This window comes from Plantactinospora mayteni (assembly GCF_016862935.1).
GTDB classification, from domain to species: Bacteria; Actinomycetota; Actinomycetes; order Mycobacteriales; family Micromonosporaceae; genus Plantactinospora; species Plantactinospora mayteni.
On sequence record NZ_BONX01000048.1, the window covers coordinates 152,935 to 173,333 of the forward strand.

A 20,399-nucleotide genomic window follows, 5' to 3' on the forward strand; every position below is an offset into this window, starting at 1 on the left:
CGTTCGTGCGGCTCCGACGGTGGACCAGGTCGAGACTGGCGGTAGGCATCTTCTGTGCCATACGCATCTTCTGTGCCAACGGGGGGAGAAGGCACTATGACCACCGCTGACGGCGCACGCCCGGCGCTGACCCACCGACAGATCCTGCTGCTGATGAGCGGCCTGATGACCGGCATGCTGCTGGCGGCACTGGATCAGACCATCGTCGGTACGGCGCTGCCGACGATCGTCGGCGAACTCGGCGGGATCAACCACTACTCGTGGGTGGTCACCGCGTACCTGCTGGCGTCGACCGCCTCGACCCCGCTGTACGGCAAGATGGCCGACCTCTTCGGTCGTCGCCCCGTCTTCCTCTTCTCCATCGGGGCGTTCCTGGTCGGCTCGCTGGCCGCCGGCTTCTCCCAGGACATGACCCAGCTCATCATCACCCGTGGGGTGCAGGGGCTCGGGGCCGGCGGTCTGATGACGCTGGCCTTCACCATCATCTCGGACGTGGTGTCACCCCGGGAGCGTGGCCGCTACCAGGGCCTCTTCGGTGCGGTGTTCGGGCTCTCCTCGGTGGCCGGGCCGCTGGTCGGCGGTTACTTCGCCGAGCACGACTGGCGGTGGATCTTCTTCCTGAACGTGCCGCTGGCGGTGGTGGCCCTCATCGTCTGCTACCACGTGATGCGGCTGGTCCCGTTCCAGCGACGGCAGCACGCGATCGACTGGCTCGGCGCCGGCCTGCTGGTGGCCGGGGTGAGCACGCTGCTGCTCGCGCTGAGCTGGGGCGGCAACGAGTACGCCTGGGGCTCCGGGGTCATCATCGGGCTCTTCGTGGCCGGTGCGGTGCTCGGCGTACTCTTCCTGGTCCAGGAGGCCCGGGTCGCCGAGCCGATCCTGCCGCTCAAGCTGTTCCGCCGAGCCACCTTCGCGCTGGCCAACAGCGCGGGCTTCATCCTCGGCCTGGTGATGTTCGGGTCGATCATCTTCATCCCGCTCTACCTCCAGATCGTCAAGGGCGCCTCGCCGACCAACAGCGGTCTGCTGATGCTGCCGATGATGGCCGGCGTGATCGTCACCTCGGTACTCTCCGGGCGGGCGATCAGCCGGATCGGTCGGTACAAGTGGTTTCCGGTGGTCGGGGCGATCGTGCTGGTCGCCGGCATGCTGCTCTTCACCCAGTTGCAGGTCGACAGCCCGCTCTGGAACGCCTTCGTCTACATGGTGATCATCGGCGTCGGGCTGGGCCTCTGCATGCAGTCGTTGATCCTCGCCGCGCAGAACGCGGTCGAGATGCGCGACCTCGGCGCCGGTACCTCGGCCGCCACCTTCTTCCGGTCCCTCGGCGGCTCGTTCGGGGTGGCGATCCTCGGCGCGGTGCTCACCGCCGGGCTCTCCGGCGGGCTGGCCGACCGGCTGCCCGGCGCGATCGCCCAACTCCCGCCCGACCAGCGGGCGCAGTTCGCCGGGGCCACCAAGGAGTTCTCGGTCAACGAACCGTCCCGGATCCTGGCGCTGCCGGAGCCGATCCGGGCCGCCGTCCAGGAGTCGTTCGTCGGCGCGCTGCACACCGTCTTCCTGGTGGCCGGGCTGATCGCGTTCCTGGCGGTGGCGGTCACCCTGGCGATGCCGAACCAGGAGCTGCGCGGCGGCCCGCCGGCCGGCTCCGGCGAGGGGCTGGCCCGGGACCGGAAGGGCGACGCGGCCACCGAGATGGAGGCGAACGCCCAGACGATGATCTGAGGCCGTGGCGGTGCCGCTTCGAGGGTCGCGCCACCCTCAAGGGGTACGGCAACGGCAAACGCCCCCGGCACCGCGCGCTGGGCACCGGGGGCGTTCGGCTCGGGGCTGTGAGCGCGCGGCGACGCGTCAGCGCGCGGCGACGCCGTCTGTCAGTGCGCGGCGACGCCGTGCACGAAGTGCCGCCACGCGGCCGGGCCGAAGGTGAGGGCTGGCCCGTGCGGGTCCTTGCTGTCCCGGACGAGTACGCGGCCGGGAAGGTTGTCGGCGACCTCGACGCAGTTGCCGCCGTTCGCGTTGCTGCGGGTCGACTTTCGCCAGGTGGGAGTCATAGCTCGTTCGCCATCCTCACGATCAGGTCCCGGGACATGTCTCGGGGGAGTGCTACCGAGCGTATCGCGTCCCAGGCCCGCGCCATCGCGGCGACCTGGTCCGGCTCGGCCAGCAGCCGTCCCGCCGCCTGGTCTTCGAGGAATGCCACGTCGCCCCCGCCGGGCAGGGAGGCCAGGACCAGCGGGCCTATCTGCCCGAGATACAGCCCGGCGGATCGCGGCACGACGTGGATGAAGACCAGTGGCCGGGTCGACATCTCGACCAGGTGCGCCAACTGTTCCTTCAGCATCGGCCGAGGCTCGCCGCGCATCAGCGCCAACTCGTCGACGATGAAGGTGCAGACCGGTGGCTTCTCGCGGCCGAACACCGCAGCCTGGCGCTCCATCCGGAGCGCCAACTGCGCCTCGACCTCGTCGGCGTCGAACAGCCCGGAGGTCAGGACCGCCCGGGCGTACGCCTCGGTCTGGAGCAGGCCGGGCACGTAGTTTGCCTCGTGCCCCCGAATGGCGACGGCCTCGCGCTCCACGTCGGGCCACTCGCGGAACCACTCCTGCGACGCGGACTTCCTGGCCATGGCTGCCGTGCTCTGCACCAGATCACCGCTGCCGAACAGCTCGTCTATTCGTTTCGCGGTGTCCGGCATGGGTATCAGCCGGCTCGTCTCGAACTTGGCGATCAAGGACGTCGAGACGTTCAGCCGTCCGGCGACCTGTTCCTGCGTCATACCACCGTTGAGCGTACGCAGGAACTTCAGGATCTGCGGAACACCACTGTGACTCATTATTCTCGAACTTTCTCGCGGCGGCCCGAACTTTCTCTTGGCGGCCCGGAGCCGGAATGGCAAATGCTGACCGCTGCCTATTTTTCGCCGATGTCGGACGATAGTCCAGAGTAGATATCGGCGAATCCGATTGAGCCCTTGTCGATCTCGCTTTACCCTCGCTATTTCAGGACGACCTGGCCGGTCTGCTCGAAGGCGGCCAGGTCGTCCAGGGTCTCCAGCACGGTGGAGGAGACCGGCGCGGGCAGCGCCCGGGGCCCGAAGAAGCCGGCGTTGGTGGTCTCGTCGGTGCTGGTGAGCAGTTCGCCGGACCAGGCGTCGACCCGGAAGGCGACGACGAAGAGCTGGTAGGTGTCTCCGAACATGTTGGTGAAGGTGCGCTCCGGGTGGGTGTACATGGCGAACGGGGTGACGGCGGTGGCGGTCAGCCCGGTCTCCTCCCAGACCTCGCGGATCGCGCACTCGGCGATCGACTCGCCGAGTTCCATCGCGCCGGCCGGCAGCGCCCAGTAACTGTTGTCGGAGCGCTCGATCAGCAGCACCTGGCCGGCGGCGTCGCGTACCACGGCTCGGGCGCCGACGAACATCAGCACACGGTCACCGGCGAGGGCGCGAAGCTGACCGAGGTACGACTCGGCCCACGGGATACTGCTCATCGGGCTACCTTCCGGGTGGTCAAGGTGTGAGCTGCGACACTAGGTTGTGGTCCATGCGTAGCACGATGATGGACGCGCCCCTGCTGGTTTCCCGCATCCTCGAACACGGCAGCACGGTGCACGGCACCGCCGAGGTGGCCACCTGGCGCGGCGACGGCTCCCGTCGGATGACGTACGCCGAGGTCGGTGCGACCGCCGCCCGGCTCGCGCACGCGCTCCGCGACGATCTCGGGGTCACCGGTGACCAGCGGGTGGCGACCTTCATGTGGAACAACGCCGAGCACCTGGTCGCCTACTTCGCGGTGCCGAGCATGGGCGCTGTGCTGCACACGCTCAACATCCGCCTCTTTCCGGACCAGGTGGCCTACATCGCCAGCCACGCCGAGGACCGGGTGGTGCTGGTCGACTCGACGCTGATCCCGTTGCTGGCCAGGGCGTTGCCTGAGATGTCCACTGTAGAGCACGTGGTGGTGGTCGGCGGTGCTGACCCGGCCCCGCTGCTGGCGGCCGGGGGCGGGCGGATCGCCGTACACCGGTGGGACGACCTGCTGCGCGACAAGCCGGACCGGCACGACTGGCCGGAGCTGGACGAGCGGGACGCTGCCGCGCTCTGCTACACCTCGGGCACCACCGGCAACCCGAAGGGCGTCGCCTACTCGCACCGGTCGATCTGGCTGCACTCGGTGCAGATCTGCCTGCCGGAGTCGTTCGGGCTCGGCCCGACCACCCGGGAACTCGCCATCGTGCCGATGTTCCACGCGATGTCCTGGGGCATCCCGTACGCCGCCTTCCTCTCCGGCGCCTCCCTGGTGATGCCGGACCGGTTCCTCCAGGGCGCCCCGATCGCCGCCATGATCGCGGCCGAGCGGCCGACCCTGGCCGGCGCGGTACCGACGATCTGGACCGACCTGCTCAACCACCTGGACGCCAACGACGTCGACACCTCCTCGCTGACCGAGGTGATCGTCGGCGGCTCCGCCTGCCCGCCCGCGCTGATGCACGCCTTCGCGGAGCGGCACCGGATCGACGTGATCCACGCCTGGGGGATGACCGAGATGTCCCCGCTCGGCTCGGTGGCCCGACCGCCGGCCGGCGCGACCGGCGACGACGCCTGGCGCTACCGCTACACCCAGGGGCGGGTGCCGGCCGGGGTCGCCGCCCGGATCGTCGGCCCGGACGGCACGCAGTTGCCCGCCGACGGTCGGGCCGTCGGCGAACTGGAGGTCCGTGGCCCGTGGGTGACCGCACGGTACGTCGGCGACGACGCACCCGACCCGGAGAAGTTCCGGGACGGCTGGCTGCGTACCGGTGACGTCGGCACGCTCTCGGCGGACGGCTTCATCACCCTCACCGACCGGGCGAAAGACGTGATCAAGTCCGGTGGCGAGTGGATCTCCTCGGTCGAGTTGGAGAACGCGCTGATGGCGCATCCTTCGGTGCTGGAGGCGTGCGTGGTCGGCGTACCGGACCCGCGTTGGGACGAGCGTCCACTCGCGACGGTGGTACGGCGGGAGGGCGCCGAGGTGAGCGCCGAGGAACTGCGGGACTTCCTCGCCGACCGGGTGGCCGGATGGCAGGTACCGGAGCGGTGGGCCTTCGTCGACGCCGTCCCGAAGACCTCGGTGGGCAAGTTCGACAAGAAGCGGATCCGCGCCGACCACGCCGCCGCCACCCTCGACGTGATCGTACTGTCGACCTGACCTGGCCGGGCCTGGCCGGGCCCGGCCGGACCGGAGCGTGTGCGGTTGCTACCCCTGGAGGGGTAGTGGCAGCACACGCAGGTCGTCTTTCACGGGCGCCAGCCGGCGGCCAGGAGGGCGGCGCGTAGTTGGGCGGCGACGTCGGCGGGGCGGTCCCGGACCAGCCAGGCGGGGAAGCGGAGGATCCGGATCCGGCTGATCCAGAGGTCGTTCTGCCGGCGCATGTCCGCCCACCAGTGGCGTACCTCCAGGTGTTGTGCCCCGTCGATCTCGACCATGACCTTCCACTGTTCGAAGTAGACGTCGAGATACCGGCGCCGCCCCCGAGAGTCGGTTCGCCGGACCTGCCGGCTGGGTGTCGGCAGACCCTCCCGCCGGCACAGCCGGAGCAGGTCCGACTCGGCGACGGACTCGGCCCCGGCGCGTGCGTCGGCGGCTGCCGCCACGATGAGACTCCGGCGACGTAGTCGGGGTAGCCGGGCCAGGGCCCTGTCCAGTTCCGGGCCGTCGACCAGCCGCTGCTGGAATCCGGCGGCGATGATCGCCCGCGCCCGCTCGTCGTCCGTGGCCCACTGTGCCGCGTCGAGCAGTGACCGGGCCGGCATCGTGCACGGCGGCAGGCCCAGCCGATGGACGTCGGCCTCGGTCAGTCGCCGGGTGCGGTGCACCACGACGCCGGGTGGGGGATCGCGGTCCTGGCGACGTGCCGGGATCAGGACGTGCAGCGTCGCGCTGTGGTAGCCGCGCATGCCCAGCACCTCCAGCGCGGAGAGTCCGGCCAGCACGGCACGCCGTCCGGCGCCAGCCGCCAGTATCGCCGCCCAGCGCCGCTGCTGGCGGGTCACCGGGCCGTTGTGCGCGAGATAGACGCCCCGGGACATGATCTGCCACTCGCCGGTCGCCAACCGGTGTTGCAGCGCCTTCGCCGACAGGTGCCGCAGTGCCTGTCGCCGGCTCACCACGTCGTCCTGGAGCCACCGCAGGTACGTCAACTCGTCCGCGTCCGGCGGCGGTGGCGGCCGTAACCCGGGCACGACCTCCCGACGCGGTCCGACCCCGCCACCCCGACGCGCCCCGGCCCCGCCACCACCCCGACCAGACTGAGGAACGCTGGCACGACCCGGCTGAGGAACGCCACCGCGACCCGGCGGAGGAACGTTGGCACGACCCGGAACGCTGGCACGGCGCGGCATCCGCCGACTATCCCGCGCCATCCCACCCACCTCCACCCCACTCCCCACCCCTGTGGACAACGGGGGTGGGGGCCCGCTGGATCGTGTGCTCTTGCTACCCCCAGAGGGGCAGTAGCAGCACACGATCCAGCGCGCCCCACCCGCCACCCGACGAGCGTCCGGCCGCCACCTGGCGGTCCGGTGCCGGGTCGACCCGTTGCCAACTCGATGTTGCGGCGGGAAGGATATTGGCCACGCGGAAGGGGCGAGCGATGCGAGCGGTGGCGGTGACGGCACTGGGCGGTCCCGGTGTGCTGCGGGTGGTCGAGCGGCCGGACCCGGTGGCCGGCCCCGGCGAGATCCTCGTCCGGATACGCGCGGTGGCGGTGCATCCCGCCGACCTGGGCGCCCGGGTCGGGCGGATCCCCGGCGGCCCGATCGAGCCGCCGTTCCTGCTCGGCTGGGACTTCGCCGGTGACGTGGTGGCGGTCGGGGACGGGGTCACCGAACACCGGCCCGGCAGTCGGGTCGCCGGAATGGTGCCGTGGTACCTCACCCGGGGCGCCGTCGGGGCGTACGCCGAGTTCGTGGTGGCCCGGCGGGACTGGCTGGTCGCCGTGCCGGACGAGTTGGACGCGGCGGAGGCGGCCACCGTGGGGCTGAACGCGCTGACCGCCCGGCAGGCGCTGGAGACGATGTCGCTGGGCTCCGGGTCGACGGTGCTGGTCACCGGTGCCAGCGGCGGGGTGGGCGGATTCGCCGCGCAACTGGCGGCCCGGTCCGGCCACCGGGTGGTCGCGGTGGCCAGCTCCGACGACGAGGAGTGGGTACGCGGCCTCGGCGTCGCCGAGGTGGTGCCCCGCTCCGCCGAGCTGGCCGGGTTCGGACCGGTCCCGGCGGTCTTCGACGCGGTACCGGTCGGGGCGGCGGCCGGAGCCGCGGTCGCCGACGGCGGCACGCTGGTGACGACCCGGCCGGTACCGCCGCTCGATCCACCGCGCGGGATACGGCAGCAGACGGTCCTGGTGCGGCTCGACCAGCCGATGCTGGCGGAGTTGATGACCGAGGTGGCCAAGGGGCGGCTGCGGACCCGGGTCGCGGCCTCGCTACCGCTGGCCGAGGCGGCCCACGCGCACCGGCTCGTGGAGGCGGGACGGCTGCGCGGAAAGATCGTCCTCGTGCCGTAGCGGCAGCGGCCGGGCACCGACCCGGCGAAGCACCTCCGCACCGGGCAGCGGTCGCACGCAGACCAGGCGCAGCGCCTCCGCACCGGCAGTGGCCGGGCGCAGACCCGGCGAAGCCGTCACCGCATCGGCAACGGTCGGCATCCGCGCCGATCGGAGGGTCCACGTCGTCCACCACCATCGACGGTGGACCCGGCGACCGGACTGGCTCGCTCGGATCGCCCCACGGGGCGACCGCCGATTCGGATGTCACCGGACGACCCGGCGGGGGGTCGTACTGGGTGAACGCGGTCGGTGGGCAGGGGATGATGTGGACGGACAGCAGGCAATTCGAGAGGTGTACGCGGCTTCGGCGGCCCGGCTGGTGGCCCAGCTCTTCGCGGTTACCGCGAACTACGCCGAGGCGCAGGACGCCGTGCAGGAGGCGTTCGTCCGGGCACTGACCCGGTCGGGCCGGTTCCGGCAGCTCGACAACCCGGAGGCGTGGCTGCGTAGGGTCGCGCTGAACGTGGCGCGGAGCCGGTTCCGGCGCCAGTTGCGGCTCGACCGGCTGATCCGGTCCGGCCGGCTGACCGGAGTCGAGCGCGGCAGCCCGGAACTCTCACCCGACCACGTGGCGCTGGTCGCCGCCCTGCAACGGTTGCCCCGGGCCACCCGGGAGACCGTGGTGTTGCACCACATCGGCGACCTGCCGGTGGCCGAGGTCGCCGCCACGCTCGGCTGCTCGGTGGAGGCCGTCAAGACCCGACTGGTACGCGGCCGGCAGGCGCTCGCCGAGCACCTGGACGAGGCGGCATCACCAGTCAGCGGCGCTGCCGCCGGTCGGGCGAACCGCCGCTGACCCGCCCGATCTTCCCCGTATCCACGTCGCACACCCAGACCGGAGGATATCCATGCCCGAACTCGATTTTCCCGGCCTCGACCAGGCGGCCCAGGCCGCGTTCAGGCCGCACTTCGCCGAGGTGGAACGCCGGGCGCGGCGCCGACGGCGGCGTACCCGGGTGGCCGGGGCCGCCGCGCTGGCCGCCGTGGTCGTCGTCGGTGCCGGGGCGGTCTGGCGCGGCCTGCCCTCTGGGGACGGCGGTGACCGGTACGGCACCCTGGGCCCGCCGATCGCGCTCGACCGTACGCCCGACTTCGTCCCGACGCCGGCCCCGAGCGCCTCGCCGGGAGCCAACCCGCCAGCCCTGCCCACCGTGACCGGCTGGATGCTCGCCGGCGACCTGCGCCGGCTCTACCTGCGATACCGCGACTGCGAAGGGGAGAACTGCGCGATCCGGCTCGCGGCCACCGTCGACGGCGGGGCGAACTGGGAGTCGTACCCGCTGCCGGTGCCGGACAACAGCCTGGTCGGGCTGCGGGTGGTGGCGCCGCGGACGCTGGTGGCCGAGGTGCAGACCAGGCCGAAGCGCGACGACGGCGTGATCGAGGGCGACCGGATCCGGCAGTTCTGGCTCGCCAGTACCGACGGCGGGGTCAACTGGCGGGAGATCCAGATCACCGAGGTCGCCGCCGTGCCGGAGACGTACCGGCCGTTGGAGTGGCTGCCCGACATCGACGGGTTGACGGTGCTGGCGGCGGACCCGGCGACCGGGGAGGTGGTCCGGCTGGCCGAGCAGGTGCCGCTGCAACACGCGCGGGTGATCGAGGGCAGGGCGGCGGGCGCCGGGCTGTGGGTCACCGGCTGGGCCGACGAGACCATCGGCTCGGTGCGGGAGGAGAACGGCACCGTCTCGGAGAACGTTGCGATCTTCAGCGGCAGCGCGATCGGGGTCAGCTCGGACGGTGGACGCAGCTGGCGGCGGACGGTGCTGCCCGAGGACATCGAGGCGGGCGGGAACGCGGGGGCCGCCGCACTGGCGATCGGCGACCAGGTCGCGTACGCGGTCGGCCAGGTCGACGGCGAGCTGCGGGTGTACCGCAGCGTCGACCAGGGGCGGACCTGGCGGCGTACGGCCGCACGGGCCCAGGTCGGCGATCGGATGATCCACGCCTCGGTCCGGCCCGACGGTGCGCTCTTGATCCAGGCCGGCATCCTGGCCGGCGAGAACCCGATGATGTTCGAGAGCCTCGACCGGGGCGAGCGGCTGCGGGAGATCCCGGTCGGTCCCGGTGCCTCGGCGGTGGCCGTTCCCGGCGGCTATGCCCAGCACGGCACCCAGGACTCCTCCGGCGGATGGCTCTCCTCGGACGGCATCGCCTGGTCGTACGTCGGCCCGCCCACGATCAACCGCTGACCCCGCCCGGCGTGTCGACCCCGTACCGCCGGGCGGAGCGCGGGCAGCCGTGCCGGTGACGGTCAGGACTCGCTGGTCACCACCAGCACCTTGCCGACCGCCGAGTTCTGCACGGCGGCGTGCGCCTGGGCGGCCTGGTCCAGCGGGTAGTAGTGCAGCGGCAGGCCCGCCTCGGTGCCGACCCGGAGCACCCCGGACGACGCGGCGGCGGCGACGTCCGTCACGGCCAGCGCCTTGGCGACCGTCGGCAGGGTGTAGACCAGCACGAACTGCCAGCGGACGTTCGGCACCATCAGCGGGCGGACCGGCAGGGTGAGCGCGGCGCCACCGTCGTCGGCGTACACCGCGACCGCGCCGTTGGCACCGATCACCTGGCAGTCGATCTCGGCGTTGCGGGCGGCGGCGACCTCGACGATCGCGTCCACCCCGTCCGGCGTGATCTTCCGGACCTCGGCCACCACGTCCTCCTCGCGGTAGTCGATCACGTACGACGCGCCGGCCGCGACCGCGAGCTGGGCCTTCTCCGCGCTGCTGACCGTGGCGATGACGGTGGCGTCGGCCCAGCGGGCGAGCTGGATGGCGGCGTTGCCGACCGCGCCCGCCCCGCCCTGCACCAGGATGGTGCGCCCGGTCAGCGCGCCGACGTCGAGGCGGTCGGGCATCGTCTCGCCGACCGTCAGGCAGCGGTGCGCGGTCAGGAACGGGATGCCGAGGGCGGCGCCGAGGTCGAACGAGGCCGAGCCGAGCCGCACCACCTGCCGGACCGGCACCACCGTGTACTCCGCCGCGGTGCCCCAGGGCCGCTGCCAGGCCGCCTCCCAGATCCACACCCGCTCGCCGGCCAGCTTCGCGTCGACACCGGTACCGACCGACTCGATGATCCCCGCACCGTCCTGGTTCGGGATCTGCCAGCCGTTCCGGGGCGGCCCGCCAGAGCCGTCGCCCTGCCGCGACTTCCAGTCGGTGGGGTTCACCCCCGAGACGGCGACCCGGACCAGCACCTCGCCCGGACCCGGCTCCGGCACCGGCCGGTCCACCAGCTCCAGCACGGACGGATCGCCGGTGCGCTGGTAGACGGCCGCCTTCATCGTCGACTTCTCCGGTGCTGCCACGTCCGATCACCTCTCGTCTCGATCCGCCGGCCGGCCAGGCCAGCCCGGCCGACCTGCTCGCCCCGACCCGCTCGCCCCGACCTGCTCGCCCCGAATCCCGCACGCGCCACGACCGATCACCATCGTGCTGCCCGAACGGGTGCACACGAACGACCGATCACCATCTTGCTGCCCGAACGGGTGGATCGGCAGGGTTTCGTCGTCGGTCGCCGGTGTGCGGCGTCACAAACTGGGGCGGGGGCCACACCCGCGCTCGCCGCCGCCACAGGTCCGACCCGTGGTCGACTCCGCCCGGCCTCGCGGTTGGCTGGCGGAACGGGCCGGGAAGCGACGGGGAACACGTTGTGAAAGCCTGGTCAGGGATCGTTCAGGTTTGTCGGGTAGGACTGGTGGGCAAGGGTCCGTCTGTCGAGGGCGCCGGCCTGCCGGTCGGTTCCGCCGGAGGTGCGGGCCGGGCGGGCGGCGTTGACGGGGAGTAGTCCGGGGCGCCCGTGCCGACGACGTACGAGTCGCCCGGGACCGTCGGGCGCGGGCCGACCGGAGACGTGGAGACGCCGATGAGAACCTCAGCCGAGCATGCGGTGCCGGCTGAGGTCGTGCCGGCGGCCGGTTCGGCGGATGGCTGCTCGGCGGGTACGGACGGCTCCTCGGCCGGCTCGGCAGGCGGCTCCTCGGCCGGTTCGGCGGGCGGCTCGTCGGGTGGTCGGGCGGGCGGTCGGGACCGGTACCTGGACCTGTGGCGGGCGGCGGCGCTGGTCCGGGTGGTGACCTACCACGTACTCGGGTGGATCTGGCTGACCGTGCTGTTCCCGGCGATGGGGCTGATGTTCGCGCTCGCCGGCTCGCTGATGGCCAGCTCGCTGGACCGTACCGGCCGGGGCGCGGTCGGGCGACGGCTGCGCCGGTTGCTGCCCCCGCTCTGGGGGTTCGGGGCGGTAACGGTCACGCTGCTGCTGGTCACCGGCTGGCGTACGGCACCGGCCGCGGAACTCGGCTGGGGCGAACTGGTCTGGTGGGCCTTCCCCGCCCGTACCCCGCCGGTCGGCGGCCAGTCCTGGGCCTGGGCCTACAACGTGGTGCTCTGGTACATCGTCACCTATCTGTGGCTGGTGCTGCTCTCGCCGGCCCTGCTCGCCGCGTTCCGCCGCTGGCCCTGGCACAGCCTGGCGGTGGCGGTCGCGCTGCCGATCGCCTTCCGGTTCAACGTCGTCAACGTCGGCGGGTACTTCAACGAGCAGGCCACCAACGTCAGCACGTACCTGGCCTGCTGGCTGCTCGGTTTCGCGCACCACGACGGGCTGCTGCGCCGGATCCCGGCCCGGCGGTACGCGCTGGCGGTCGCGCTGCTCGCGGTCACCGGGGCCGGTTGGGTGCTGGCGGTCGGCTGGTCGACCGGGAACTACGACCTGAACCGGGTCGCCGGCGGCAACACCCTGTGGTCGATGGCGTTCGTCGCGACGGTGCTCCGGTTCCGGCCCCGACTCGACTGGCTGGGCCGGATCCGCCTGCTGGACCGCCTCGTGGGGCTGTTGAACGCCCGTGCGGTCACCATCTATCTGTGGCACCTGCCGCTGGCCGTGCTGGCCGGTGCGCTGATCGCCCCGCTGGCCGTCTCCGGTTGGGTGCAGGTCGTCACGGTCCGGTTGGCCGCCGTCTGGCTGCTGGTGGCCGTGGCGGTGGTGCTGTTCGGCTGGATCGAGGATCTGGCCGCCCGCCGCCGCCCGGCGCTGCTCCCGGCCCGGGTCAGCCCGCGCCGGCACCGGACCGCCCGTACCGCGCCACCGTCCGGCCAGGGCGCCGGAGCCGGGGTACCCGAAGCCGCCACCGGAACCGCTCCGGCCGCTCCGGCCGCTCCGCCGACGCCGACGCCGACGCCGACGCCGACGCTCCCGACACTCCCGCCCCCGCTCCCGACGCCCCCGCTCCCGACGCCCGTGAGCCCGACGCCCGTGAGCCCGACGCCCGTGAGCCCGACGTCCGCGAGCCCGACGCCCGCGAGCCCGACGCCCGTGAGGCCGACGGCGTCGGGCGGCGCGGCGCGGGGCTGGCACCGGGCGATGGCCTCGACCGTCGCGGTGCTGGCCGTCGGTCTGGCGGTCATGGCGCTCAACCTGTGGCCCGGGGTGACGACCCGCAGCCAGGTCCAGTCGGCCGCGGCCGAGGTCACCTACCACCTGTCCGACCTGCCCATGTTGCTGGACGGCAGTTCGGAGCGGCCGTCGCCGACCCCGGCGACCGGCTCGACCCCCGGCTCGGTCACCGTGCACGGCCAGGTCTATCCGCGCGCGGTGCTCACCGCGGCGCCCAGCCGGGTCCGGGTGCAGCCGCCCGCCGGCTGCGAACGGCTCCGGGCCGTGATCGACGTCGGCACCGACGACGTCGAGGTCGCCTTCGCGGTACGCGCGGACGACGTGACCGTCTTCGAGTCGGGCGTACGGAGCGGGGTGGACAGCGCCGAGCAGATCGACGTGGCGATCGCCAGCGCCAGCGTCGTGGACCTGGTGACCAGCAGCCCGTCCGGTGGTGCGGTCGGGGTCTGGGCGGATCCGCAGTTCGTCTGCGTCCCGTAGCCGTAGCCGTAGCCGTCGGCGCTCGGCACTGGGCGGGTGGCGGGTGGCGCGCTCGGCGGGTGGCGCGCTCGGCAGGTGGCGCACTCGGCGGGCGGCGGGCGGTCAGTGGGACCGGAGCACCACGTCCTTGCTGAGGTCGCCCCAGCCGGTCTCCCGGGCCAGGGCGACGGTGTCGCGCAACTGCGACTCGTCCACCGGCTGCTCCCGGCCGGCCTGTTGCAGGGCGACCGTGAAGTTGGCGCAGAGGTATTTCAGCAGGTCGTCGTCGGCGTGCAGGATCTCGCAGATGCCGGCGACCCGGCGGCGGTGGAACAGCCCGGCCATCCCCTCCAGGGCGGCCTGCTCGTGACCCTCGACGTCGATCTTGAACAGCAGCGAGTCGTCGTCGCCGAGCTGGATCCGCTCGTCCAGCCGGAAGCACTCCACCTCGACGCCCCGGTCGTTCCGCACCCGCAGCGACGCGACACCGGTGTGCTCGTGCAGGTAGAGCCGGGCGGTGCCGGCCCGGTCACTGGCGGCACCCGCGTGCAGCACGGTGCCCGGGTAGTCGCCGGTGGCCGCCGCGATCGTCTTGCGCAGCCAGGGCAGGACGGCCGGGTTCGGTTCGACCAGATGCAGTTCGCGGAGGCCGTAGTAGCAGGTCGAGAAGGCCACCTCGCCGTAGTTGGCGCCGACGTCGATCGCCACGGTGGGCCGGATCTCGGAGACCAGGCGTCGCCAGGCGGCAACCGCCTTCCGGTCGAGGTTTCCCTTGTAGACGGCGAGTTCGGTACCCCTGATGTCGGTGTGGTCGGCGTGCAGTACGACGCCGATCTCGTTGCGGAACGCCCCTGCGCGGGTACGGAGGGCGATCCGGTGGGCGGCCCGGCGGACGTGGTGCGCACCGGACTGGTGGTAGGCACGGCGCAGCGTCGATCGAAAAGTTGGCATACCGTTGACCGTTCTCGCTGATCGTTGGGGGTTTGTCACCCGTCCGGGGCCCGCCGGCTCCAGCGACCTCCTCCAGTAGGGCCTGCTCCTCGGGCATGTTACGCAGACAATCACCTAGAGCAACAGACCCGATACGTAGCGGAGTAATACGCGGAACAGTCTCGCGTTTTCCCAGGTCGTGACCGGGGTGCGGGACAGTCCCGGCGCTCCCGGGCGTACGCCGCACAAACCCCGTTCTCCGGCGCCGTTCTCCCCGCCGGAGCCGGTACGCCCACCGATCCGAGCCGGTCGGAAAGCCGACACCGCTGGGGCCGACGGTTCTCGCCGATCGCGGGGATCCGGGGGTGCCGTGGCGGCGTACGGGGGACGATGGCCGCATGCGGGCGGTGCTGATGCGGCGACACGGCGGACCGGAGGTCCTGGAGATCGTGGACGCCCCGACGCCGCAGCTCGGCGCCGGTCAGCTCCTCGTCGACGTCGCCGCCGTCGGGGTCAACTTCACCGACGTCTACCAGCGGCAGGGCGTCCAGCCGTACGCGGGCGACCTGCCGGCGGTGCCGGGGCAGGAGGGCGCCGGCACGGTGGCGGCGGTCGGGCCGGGGGTCGAGGGTGTCGCCGTGGGCGACCGGGTGGCCTGGGTGAGCGTGCCCGGCGGGTACGCCCAGCAGGTCGCGATCCCGGCCGAGCGGGCGGTGCCGGTGCCGGAACACGTCGACTTCCCGGTCGCGGCGGCGGCGATGATGCAGGGGCTGACCGCGCACTACCTGTCGCACACCACCCATCCGGTGGCGGCCGGCGAGCCGGTAGTGGTGCACGCGGCGGCCGGTGGGGTCGGACTGCTGCTCACCCAGCTCGTCAAGCTGGCCGGTGGGATCGTCGTGGGCACCACCTCGACGGACCAGAAGGCCGAGCTGGCCCGTCAGGCGGGTGCGGACCACGTCGCCCGGTACGACAGCTTCCTCGACACGGTCCGCGAGCTGACCGGCGGTGCCGGTGCGGCGGTGGTCTACGACGGCGTCGGCCGGGCCACCTTCGACGACAGCCTGGCCGCGCTGCGTCGCCGTGGCCTGCTGGTCGCGTACGGCGCCAGCAGTGGGCCGGTGCCGCCGGTCGAGACCGAGCGGCTGGCCGCCGGAGGCTCGCTCTATCTGACCCGGCCCACCCTGCCGCAGCACATCGAGAGTCGCGCCGAGTTGCTGGGTCGGGCCGCCGACCTGTTCGGCTGGATCGGCGCGGGGCGGCTGTCGATCCGGATCGGCGCGACGTACCCGCTCACCGACGCGCCCCGGGCACACGCCGACCTGGAGGGACGGCGTACCAGCGGCAAGTCCCTGCTGTTGCCCGGCTGACGGCGCCGGCCGCCCCGGGTCGGGCGGACAGACTCAGCAGGTGGAGTGGAAGAGGCCGCCCACCGGCTCGCGGACGGCGAGGGTGTTGTAGAGCTCGACGGCCTCGCCGGTCCGGGCCACGTGCACCTCGGCCGCCCGTTCCTGGAGGAACCGCAGCGTCGCCGGGTCGACCCGGAGCCGCCCGTCGAAGCCCTCGGAGAGCACCACCCGGGTCGCCCCGTTGTCGAGCAACTCCTCGACGTCGGCCGGCTGGATCCCGGGCTCGTGCCGGGTGCCGGTCTCGGTCCAGTCCCAGGACCGGCCGCCGCCCGGATAGAGCTTGAAGTCCTTGCCCTCGCCAAGCCCGTCGACCGTCATCCGGCCCCAGGAGATCTCCTGGATCCGCGGCGACCGGGCCGGCGGCACCGACCTCTCGGTGAGGTCGGTGACGTGCGGCAACACCACCGCGACGAGCTGTTCGGCGTCCGGGTCGAGCGGGTACGACCCGTGCGGGATCGCCACCACCCGCATCCCGGCGGCGGCGGCCGAGCGTACCCCGTTGCTGGAGTCCTCGACCGCGACGCAGCGGCCGGCGGACACGCCGAGGCGCTGCGCGACTCCGAGGTAGGCGTCCGGGGCCGGCTTGCCCCGGGCCACCTCCTCGGTGGAGAGCGTCACCCGGAACTGGTCGGTCAGCCCCATCGCGTCCAGCGCCACGTCGATCAGCTTGCGCGGGGACGAGCTGGCCAGCCCGAGCGGCCAGTGCCGGGCGAGCCGGCGGACCACCTCGGGCGCGCCGTCGATGACCGGCAGGTGGGTCTGGTACTCCCGGGCCATCAAGTCGATCACGTCGGTCGCGACCTGCTCGGCGCTGCCGGGTACGCCGAGTTCGCCGAGGTAGCGGGCCCATTCGCCGGTGTTCATCCCCATCAGCCGGCGCTGGGTGTCGGGCTGCCACCGGCCGCCGGAGGCGTCGACGTAACGCCGGCGGACCCGCTCCCAGACCGGTTCCGAGTCCACCAGTACGCCGTCCAGGTCGAAGACCACCGCATCCACCACGGCTCCATCCTGCCCCAGTCGGGCGTCGCCGGCCGCCCTGGGCACCGGCCGGCCGGCTGCCGGACGGGTCACGCGGCGGGCTTGAGCAGCACCTTCGAGTAGCCCTCGTCGCGCTTGTCGAACCGCTCGTAACCCTCCGGTGCCGCGTCGAGCGGCAACTCCTTGCTGACCACGAAGCTCGGCTGGGCCCGCCCGGCGATGATCAGGTCCCGCAGGTACCGGTTGTACGCCTTGACGTTGGTCTGCCCACTGCCCATCCGGAGCGCCTTCTCGAAGAACTTGCCGACCCGGAACAGCAGTTCGCCGTTGCGGGAGTGTTCGTCGGGTGCCCCGGGATCGTGCGGTACGTAGAGCCCCACCACCCCGATCTGGCCGGTGGCCCGGACGATCTCGACCAGGCTGTTCAGCACCCCCGCCGGCTGCTCCTCGCCGCCCTTTCCGGTCCCCTGGTAGCCGACCGCGTCGACGCCCCGATCGGTGCCGTCGCCGCCGGTCTGGTCCCGGATCTGCGCGATCGGGTCCCCCTTGGTGAAGTCGATCGGGATCGCGCCGATGGACTCCGCGAGTTGGAGCCGGGAGGGTACCCGGTCGACCAGGAAGACCTTGGCCGCGCCGATCAGCGTCGCCGCGTACGCCGCCATCAGTCCGACCGGGCCGCCGCCCATCACCGTGATGGTCTCGCCGGGGCGCAGTTCGGTCATCGCCACCCCGTGGTAGCCGGTGGGGAAGATGTCGGCCAGCATCGCGAAGTCGTTCTCGTGCTCGTTGCCGGGCGGCAGTTTCAGGCAGTTGAAGTCGGCGAACGGCACCCGGACGTACTCGGCCTGGCCGCCCCGGTACGGGCCCATCTTGACGTACCCGTAGGCGGCGCCGGCGAAGCCGGGGTTCGCGGTGAGGCAGTAGCCGGTGTAGCCGGCCAGGCAGTTCTTGCAGAACCCGCAGGCGACGTTGAACGGCATCGACACCCGGTCGCCCCGCTTGACGTGCACCACGCCGGGGCCGACGTCGACCACGATGCCCATGTTCTCGTGCCCGAAGACGGTGCCCGGCTCCGCGGCGGTACGCCCCTCGTACATGTGCAGGTCGGAGCCGCAGATCGCGCTGCTGGTCACCTGTACGACCACGTCGTTGGGATCCTGGACCCGGGCGTCCTCGACGTTCTCCACCGCGACCTCGCGCGGCCCCTGGTAGACCACTGCCTTCATGGCTGCTCCCTCCGGCGCGTGGCGGCGCTGCCACTCCCGGCTCCAGCCTAAGCGGATGATCTTCGGATAAGGAGCAAATCGGATCCTGGGCCGGATGCCCCGGCCGGCCCGCGCCGCCCTGACCCGGCGGGCCGACCGGGGCTGCCCGGCGCCACGCGCACGACAAAGTGCGCGAGAGCAGCCGGATTGGCCGCCAGGGTAGCGGCCAATCCGGCTCTTTTTGCTGGTCGAGTCGGGTATCGGACCAATGTTCCTGACTGGTCACTCAGATTCGGAATGATGTCTGGCATCGATGTCGATCATCATCTGAGGGGGCGGACATGGGACGGCGGGCGGCGACGCGGGCTCTGCTGGCGGCCACGCTGGGCGTGACGGGAGTTCTGTCGCCCGCCCCACCCGTCGCCGCCGCACCGTCGCCGTCCCGACCGGCCGGGGCGGCGGTGCGGGCCGTCGTACCCGACACCTGCCCGGACGGCGGGTCGGAGTGCGTGGCCGACACGATCGGGCGACTGCGGGAGCGGTTCGGCGCGCTCGGGCGGTCCTGCCAGCACCACGCCAGCTTCACGCTCGCGTACCTGCGCACCACCGAGGGCTTCAGGTGGGGGCGGGACCAGGAGGGGTACTTCGTCGACAACGCCTGGGTCAACCGGGAGGGCGCGCTCTTCGCCGAGTACTACTACCGGGCGTACGACGACTGGGCCGCCGGGCGGCGCTCCGCCGTACCGGCCGCCTGGCTGGCCGCCCTGGACGCGGCCCGGTCCCGCCGGCTCACCGGAGCCGGTGACCTGCTGCTCGGGATGAACGCGCACATCAACCGGGACCTGCCGTACGTGCTCGAACGGGTCGGGCTGACCGCCCCGGACGGCAGCAGCCGAAAGCCGGACCACGACAAGGTCAACGAGATTCTGGCCGCCGTGCTGGACCCGCTGCTCGCGGAGCTGATCGCCCGGCTCGACCGGGACGGCTTCGACACCGGCATCCCGACCAGTGCCGCCCTCGGGCTGCTGGTGAGCTGGCGGGAGCAGGCGTGGCGCAACGCCGTGCGACTGGCGGGCGCCCGTACCCCCTTCGCCCGGACCCTGGTCGAACTCGACATCGAGTCCGGCGCGCTGGCCATCGCCACCGGACTCGCCACGCTGACCAGCTACGTCCCGCCGTTCACCGGGCCGGGGCCCCGGGCGGCGTACTGTGCCGGGCACAACGGCGACGCGCCGCCGCTGGCGTACCCGTTCGGCGTGCCGCCGGCGTACTGACGGCGGCGGCGGAGCGGGTCAAGCGGTCTTGCGCGGGGCCTTCTTTGGGGCGGCCTTCTTGCCCGCGGCCTTGCCGGCCTGCTTGGCGGTACCCGACTCGGCGGCGGCCTTCTTGGCCCCGGCGGTCTTCTTCGCCGCGGTCGTCTTCTCCGCCGTCTTCTCCGCCGTCTTCTTGGCCGCCTTCTTCGCGGCCGGGGCGGCCTTCTTCGCCGCAGCCGCCTTCGCGGACTTGGCGGCCGAGATCGGGGTCGGTCGGCCGGCACCGGCCCCGGCCGGCTCCTCGCCCCGGGCGGACCGGGCCCGGTCCACCGACGCGCGCAGCGCCGCCATCAGGTCGACCGCCGCCGCTGGCGCCTCCTCGACCTCCTCCGGCTGCACCACCTCCCGGCCCTCGACCTTGGCGTCGATCACCTCCTGGAGGGCGGCCCGGTAGTCGTCGGTGAAGACGTCCGGCTCGAACTCGCCGGCCATCGAGTCGATCAGCGAACTCGCCATCGCCAGCTCCGGCGGGCGCACCTTGATGTCCTCGTCCAGGAAGCCGAAGTCGGGGCGGCGGATCTCGTCCGGCCAGAGCATGGTGTTGAGCAGTAGCACGCCCTCCCGGACCCGCAGGGTGGCGAGCTGCTCCCGCTGCCGCAGCGCCACCTTGACGATGGCCACCCGCTCCGAGTCGGTCAGCGCGTCCCGGAGCAGCACGTACGGCTTGGCCGCCGCACCGTCCGGCTCCAGGAAGTACGCCTTGTTGTAGAGGATCGGGTCGACCTGCTCGGCCGGTACGAACTCCAGCACGTCGATCGCGTGCGAGGTGCTCAGCGGCAGCTCGGCGAAATCCTCGTCGGTGAGGATGACCATCTCGCCGCCGCCGATGTCGTACCCCTTGGCGATGTCGTCGTAGCTGACCTCCTCGCCGTCGATCGAGCAGACCCGCTTGTAGCGGATCCGGCCGCCGTCGGTGCGGTGCACCTGGTGGAACCGGATGTCCTTCTCCTCGGTCGCCGAGTAGACCCGTACGCCGATGGAGACCAGCCCGAACGAGACGGCCCCCCGCCAGATAGCCCGCATGATCCCGTACCTTCCCCCATCCGGGCGGATATTCACCCCGTCGGGTGAAAATGCCCCCTGAGCAGCCGGTACCCGGACAGTGAACCTTTTTCGAC

17 protein-coding genes and 1 pseudogene are annotated in these 20,399 nt (G+C 72.4%); 8 read left to right on the top strand and 10 right to left on the bottom strand.

What is annotated here, in order from left to right; genetic code table 11:
* Nucleotides 1-96: 96 nt before the first annotated feature.
* Nucleotides 97-1,725 carry an MDR family MFS transporter gene (locus tag Pma05_RS32145; RefSeq protein WP_203861241.1) on the top strand — a complete coding sequence of 543 codons (1,629 nt, stop codon included), beginning with the start codon at nt 97-99 and terminating at the stop codon, nt 1,723-1,725.
* A 149-nt stretch (nt 1,726-1,874) separates the two neighbouring features.
* On the opposite strand, the gene Pma05_RS32150 is transcribed toward Pma05_RS32145, so the two are convergent.
* From Pma05_RS32150 to Pma05_RS32160, 3 genes are all read right to left on the bottom strand, one after another.
* Complete coding sequence (locus Pma05_RS32150; protein WP_203861242.1) at nt 1,875-2,054, bottom strand: DUF397 domain-containing protein; 180 nt, start codon at nt 2,052-2,054, stop codon at nt 1,875-1,877.
* Nucleotides 2,051-2,836 (bottom strand): helix-turn-helix domain-containing protein, encoded by a 786-nt coding sequence (locus Pma05_RS32155; protein WP_203861243.1) that lies wholly within the window; start codon nt 2,834-2,836, stop codon nt 2,051-2,053. Before Pma05_RS32155 ends, Pma05_RS32150 begins: the two co-directional genes overlap by 4 nt.
* A gap of 161 nt (nt 2,837-2,997) precedes the next feature.
* The gene (locus Pma05_RS32160; protein WP_239313518.1) at nt 2,998-3,492 is read right to left on the bottom strand and encodes an NUDIX domain-containing protein; all 495 of its coding nucleotides are present in this window, start codon (nt 3,490-3,492) and stop codon (nt 2,998-3,000) included.
* Between the two features lie 53 nt (nt 3,493-3,545).
* Here Pma05_RS32160 and Pma05_RS32165 point away from each other — a divergent pair, with 53 nt between their 5' ends.
* Nucleotides 3,546-5,192 carry a long-chain fatty acid--CoA ligase gene (locus tag Pma05_RS32165; protein ID WP_239313520.1) on the top strand — a complete coding sequence of 549 codons (1,647 nt, stop codon included), beginning with the start codon at nt 3,546-3,548 and terminating at the stop codon, nt 5,190-5,192.
* A gap of 89 nt (nt 5,193-5,281) precedes the next feature.
* Here the strand turns inward: Pma05_RS32165 and Pma05_RS32170 are convergent, their stop codons facing one another.
* Nucleotides 5,282-6,226, bottom strand: a complete 945-nt coding sequence (locus tag Pma05_RS32170; RefSeq protein WP_239313523.1) for a PDDEXK family nuclease — start codon at nt 6,224-6,226, stop codon at nt 5,282-5,284.
* A 410-nt stretch (nt 6,227-6,636) separates the two neighbouring features.
* On the opposite strand from Pma05_RS32170, the gene Pma05_RS32175 reads away from it, so the two are divergent.
* The 3 genes from Pma05_RS32175 (at nt 6,637) to Pma05_RS32185 (ending at nt 9,785) form a co-directional block, all read left to right on the top strand.
* Nucleotides 6,637-7,551, top strand: a complete 915-nt coding sequence (locus Pma05_RS32175; protein WP_203861244.1) for an NADP-dependent oxidoreductase — start codon at nt 6,637-6,639, stop codon at nt 7,549-7,551.
* Between the two features lie 307 nt (nt 7,552-7,858).
* A complete protein-coding gene (locus Pma05_RS32180; protein WP_203861245.1) occupies nt 7,859-8,389 on the top strand; it encodes an RNA polymerase sigma factor in 531 nt (176 codons plus the stop codon).
* A 52-nt stretch (nt 8,390-8,441) separates the two neighbouring features.
* Nucleotides 8,442-9,785, top strand: a complete 1,344-nt coding sequence (locus tag Pma05_RS32185; protein WP_203861246.1) for a beta propeller repeat protein — start codon at nt 8,442-8,444, stop codon at nt 9,783-9,785.
* Nucleotides 9,786-9,847: 62 nt separating this feature from the next.
* Here the strand turns inward: Pma05_RS32185 and Pma05_RS32190 are convergent, their stop codons facing one another.
* Complete coding sequence (locus Pma05_RS32190) at nt 9,848-10,873, bottom strand: NADPH:quinone reductase (RefSeq protein WP_203861288.1); 1,026 nt, start codon at nt 10,871-10,873, stop codon at nt 9,848-9,850.
* 581 nt (nt 10,874-11,454) lie between these two features.
* Here Pma05_RS32190 and Pma05_RS32195 point away from each other — a divergent pair.
* Complete coding sequence (locus tag Pma05_RS32195) at nt 11,455-13,467, top strand: acyltransferase family protein (RefSeq protein WP_203861247.1); 2,013 nt, start codon at nt 11,455-11,457, stop codon at nt 13,465-13,467.
* Between the two features lie 102 nt (nt 13,468-13,569).
* Here Pma05_RS32195 and Pma05_RS32200 read toward each other — a convergent pair whose 3' ends face one another.
* Nucleotides 13,570-14,397 (bottom strand): FkbM family methyltransferase, encoded by an 828-nt coding sequence (locus Pma05_RS32200; RefSeq protein ID WP_203861248.1) that lies wholly within the window; start codon nt 14,395-14,397, stop codon nt 13,570-13,572.
* Nucleotides 14,398-14,774: 377 nt separating this feature from the next.
* On the opposite strand from Pma05_RS32200, the gene Pma05_RS32205 reads away from it, so the two are divergent.
* Nucleotides 14,775-15,746, top strand: a complete 972-nt coding sequence (locus Pma05_RS32205; RefSeq protein WP_203861249.1) for a quinone oxidoreductase family protein — start codon at nt 14,775-14,777, stop codon at nt 15,744-15,746.
* 33 nt (nt 15,747-15,779) lie between these two features.
* Here the strand turns inward: Pma05_RS32205 and Pma05_RS42995 are convergent, their stop codons facing one another.
* The 3 genes and pseudogenes from Pma05_RS42995 to Pma05_RS32215 all read right to left on the bottom strand — a co-directional run bounded on the left by Pma05_RS42995 (nt 15,780) and on the right by Pma05_RS32215 (nt 17,989).
* The gene (locus tag Pma05_RS42995; RefSeq protein WP_344921149.1) at nt 15,780-16,151 is read right to left on the bottom strand and encodes an Mth938-like domain-containing protein; all 372 of its coding nucleotides are present in this window, start codon (nt 16,149-16,151) and stop codon (nt 15,780-15,782) included.
* Nucleotides 16,128-16,784 (bottom strand): annotated as a pseudogene (locus Pma05_RS32210) (HAD family hydrolase); the annotation flags it as partial. The gene Pma05_RS42995 and the pseudogene Pma05_RS32210, both read right to left, overlap by 24 nt.
* A 68-nt stretch (nt 16,785-16,852) precedes the next feature.
* A complete protein-coding gene (locus Pma05_RS32215) occupies nt 16,853-17,989 on the bottom strand; it encodes a glutathione-independent formaldehyde dehydrogenase (RefSeq protein WP_203861250.1) in 1,137 nt (378 codons plus the stop codon).
* Between the two features lie 320 nt (nt 17,990-18,309).
* Between Pma05_RS32215 and Pma05_RS32220 the strand changes: the two genes are divergently transcribed.
* Nucleotides 18,310-19,242, top strand: coding sequence for a DUF5995 family protein (locus tag Pma05_RS32220; RefSeq protein ID WP_203861251.1), 933 nt, complete (start codon nt 18,310-18,312; stop codon nt 19,240-19,242).
* Between the two features lie 18 nt (nt 19,243-19,260).
* Here the strand turns inward: Pma05_RS32220 and ku are convergent, their stop codons facing one another.
* A complete protein-coding gene (gene ku, locus Pma05_RS32225) occupies nt 19,261-20,304 on the bottom strand; it encodes a non-homologous end joining protein Ku (RefSeq protein WP_203861252.1) in 1,044 nt (347 codons plus the stop codon).
* Between the last annotated feature and the right edge of the window lie 95 nt (nt 20,305-20,399).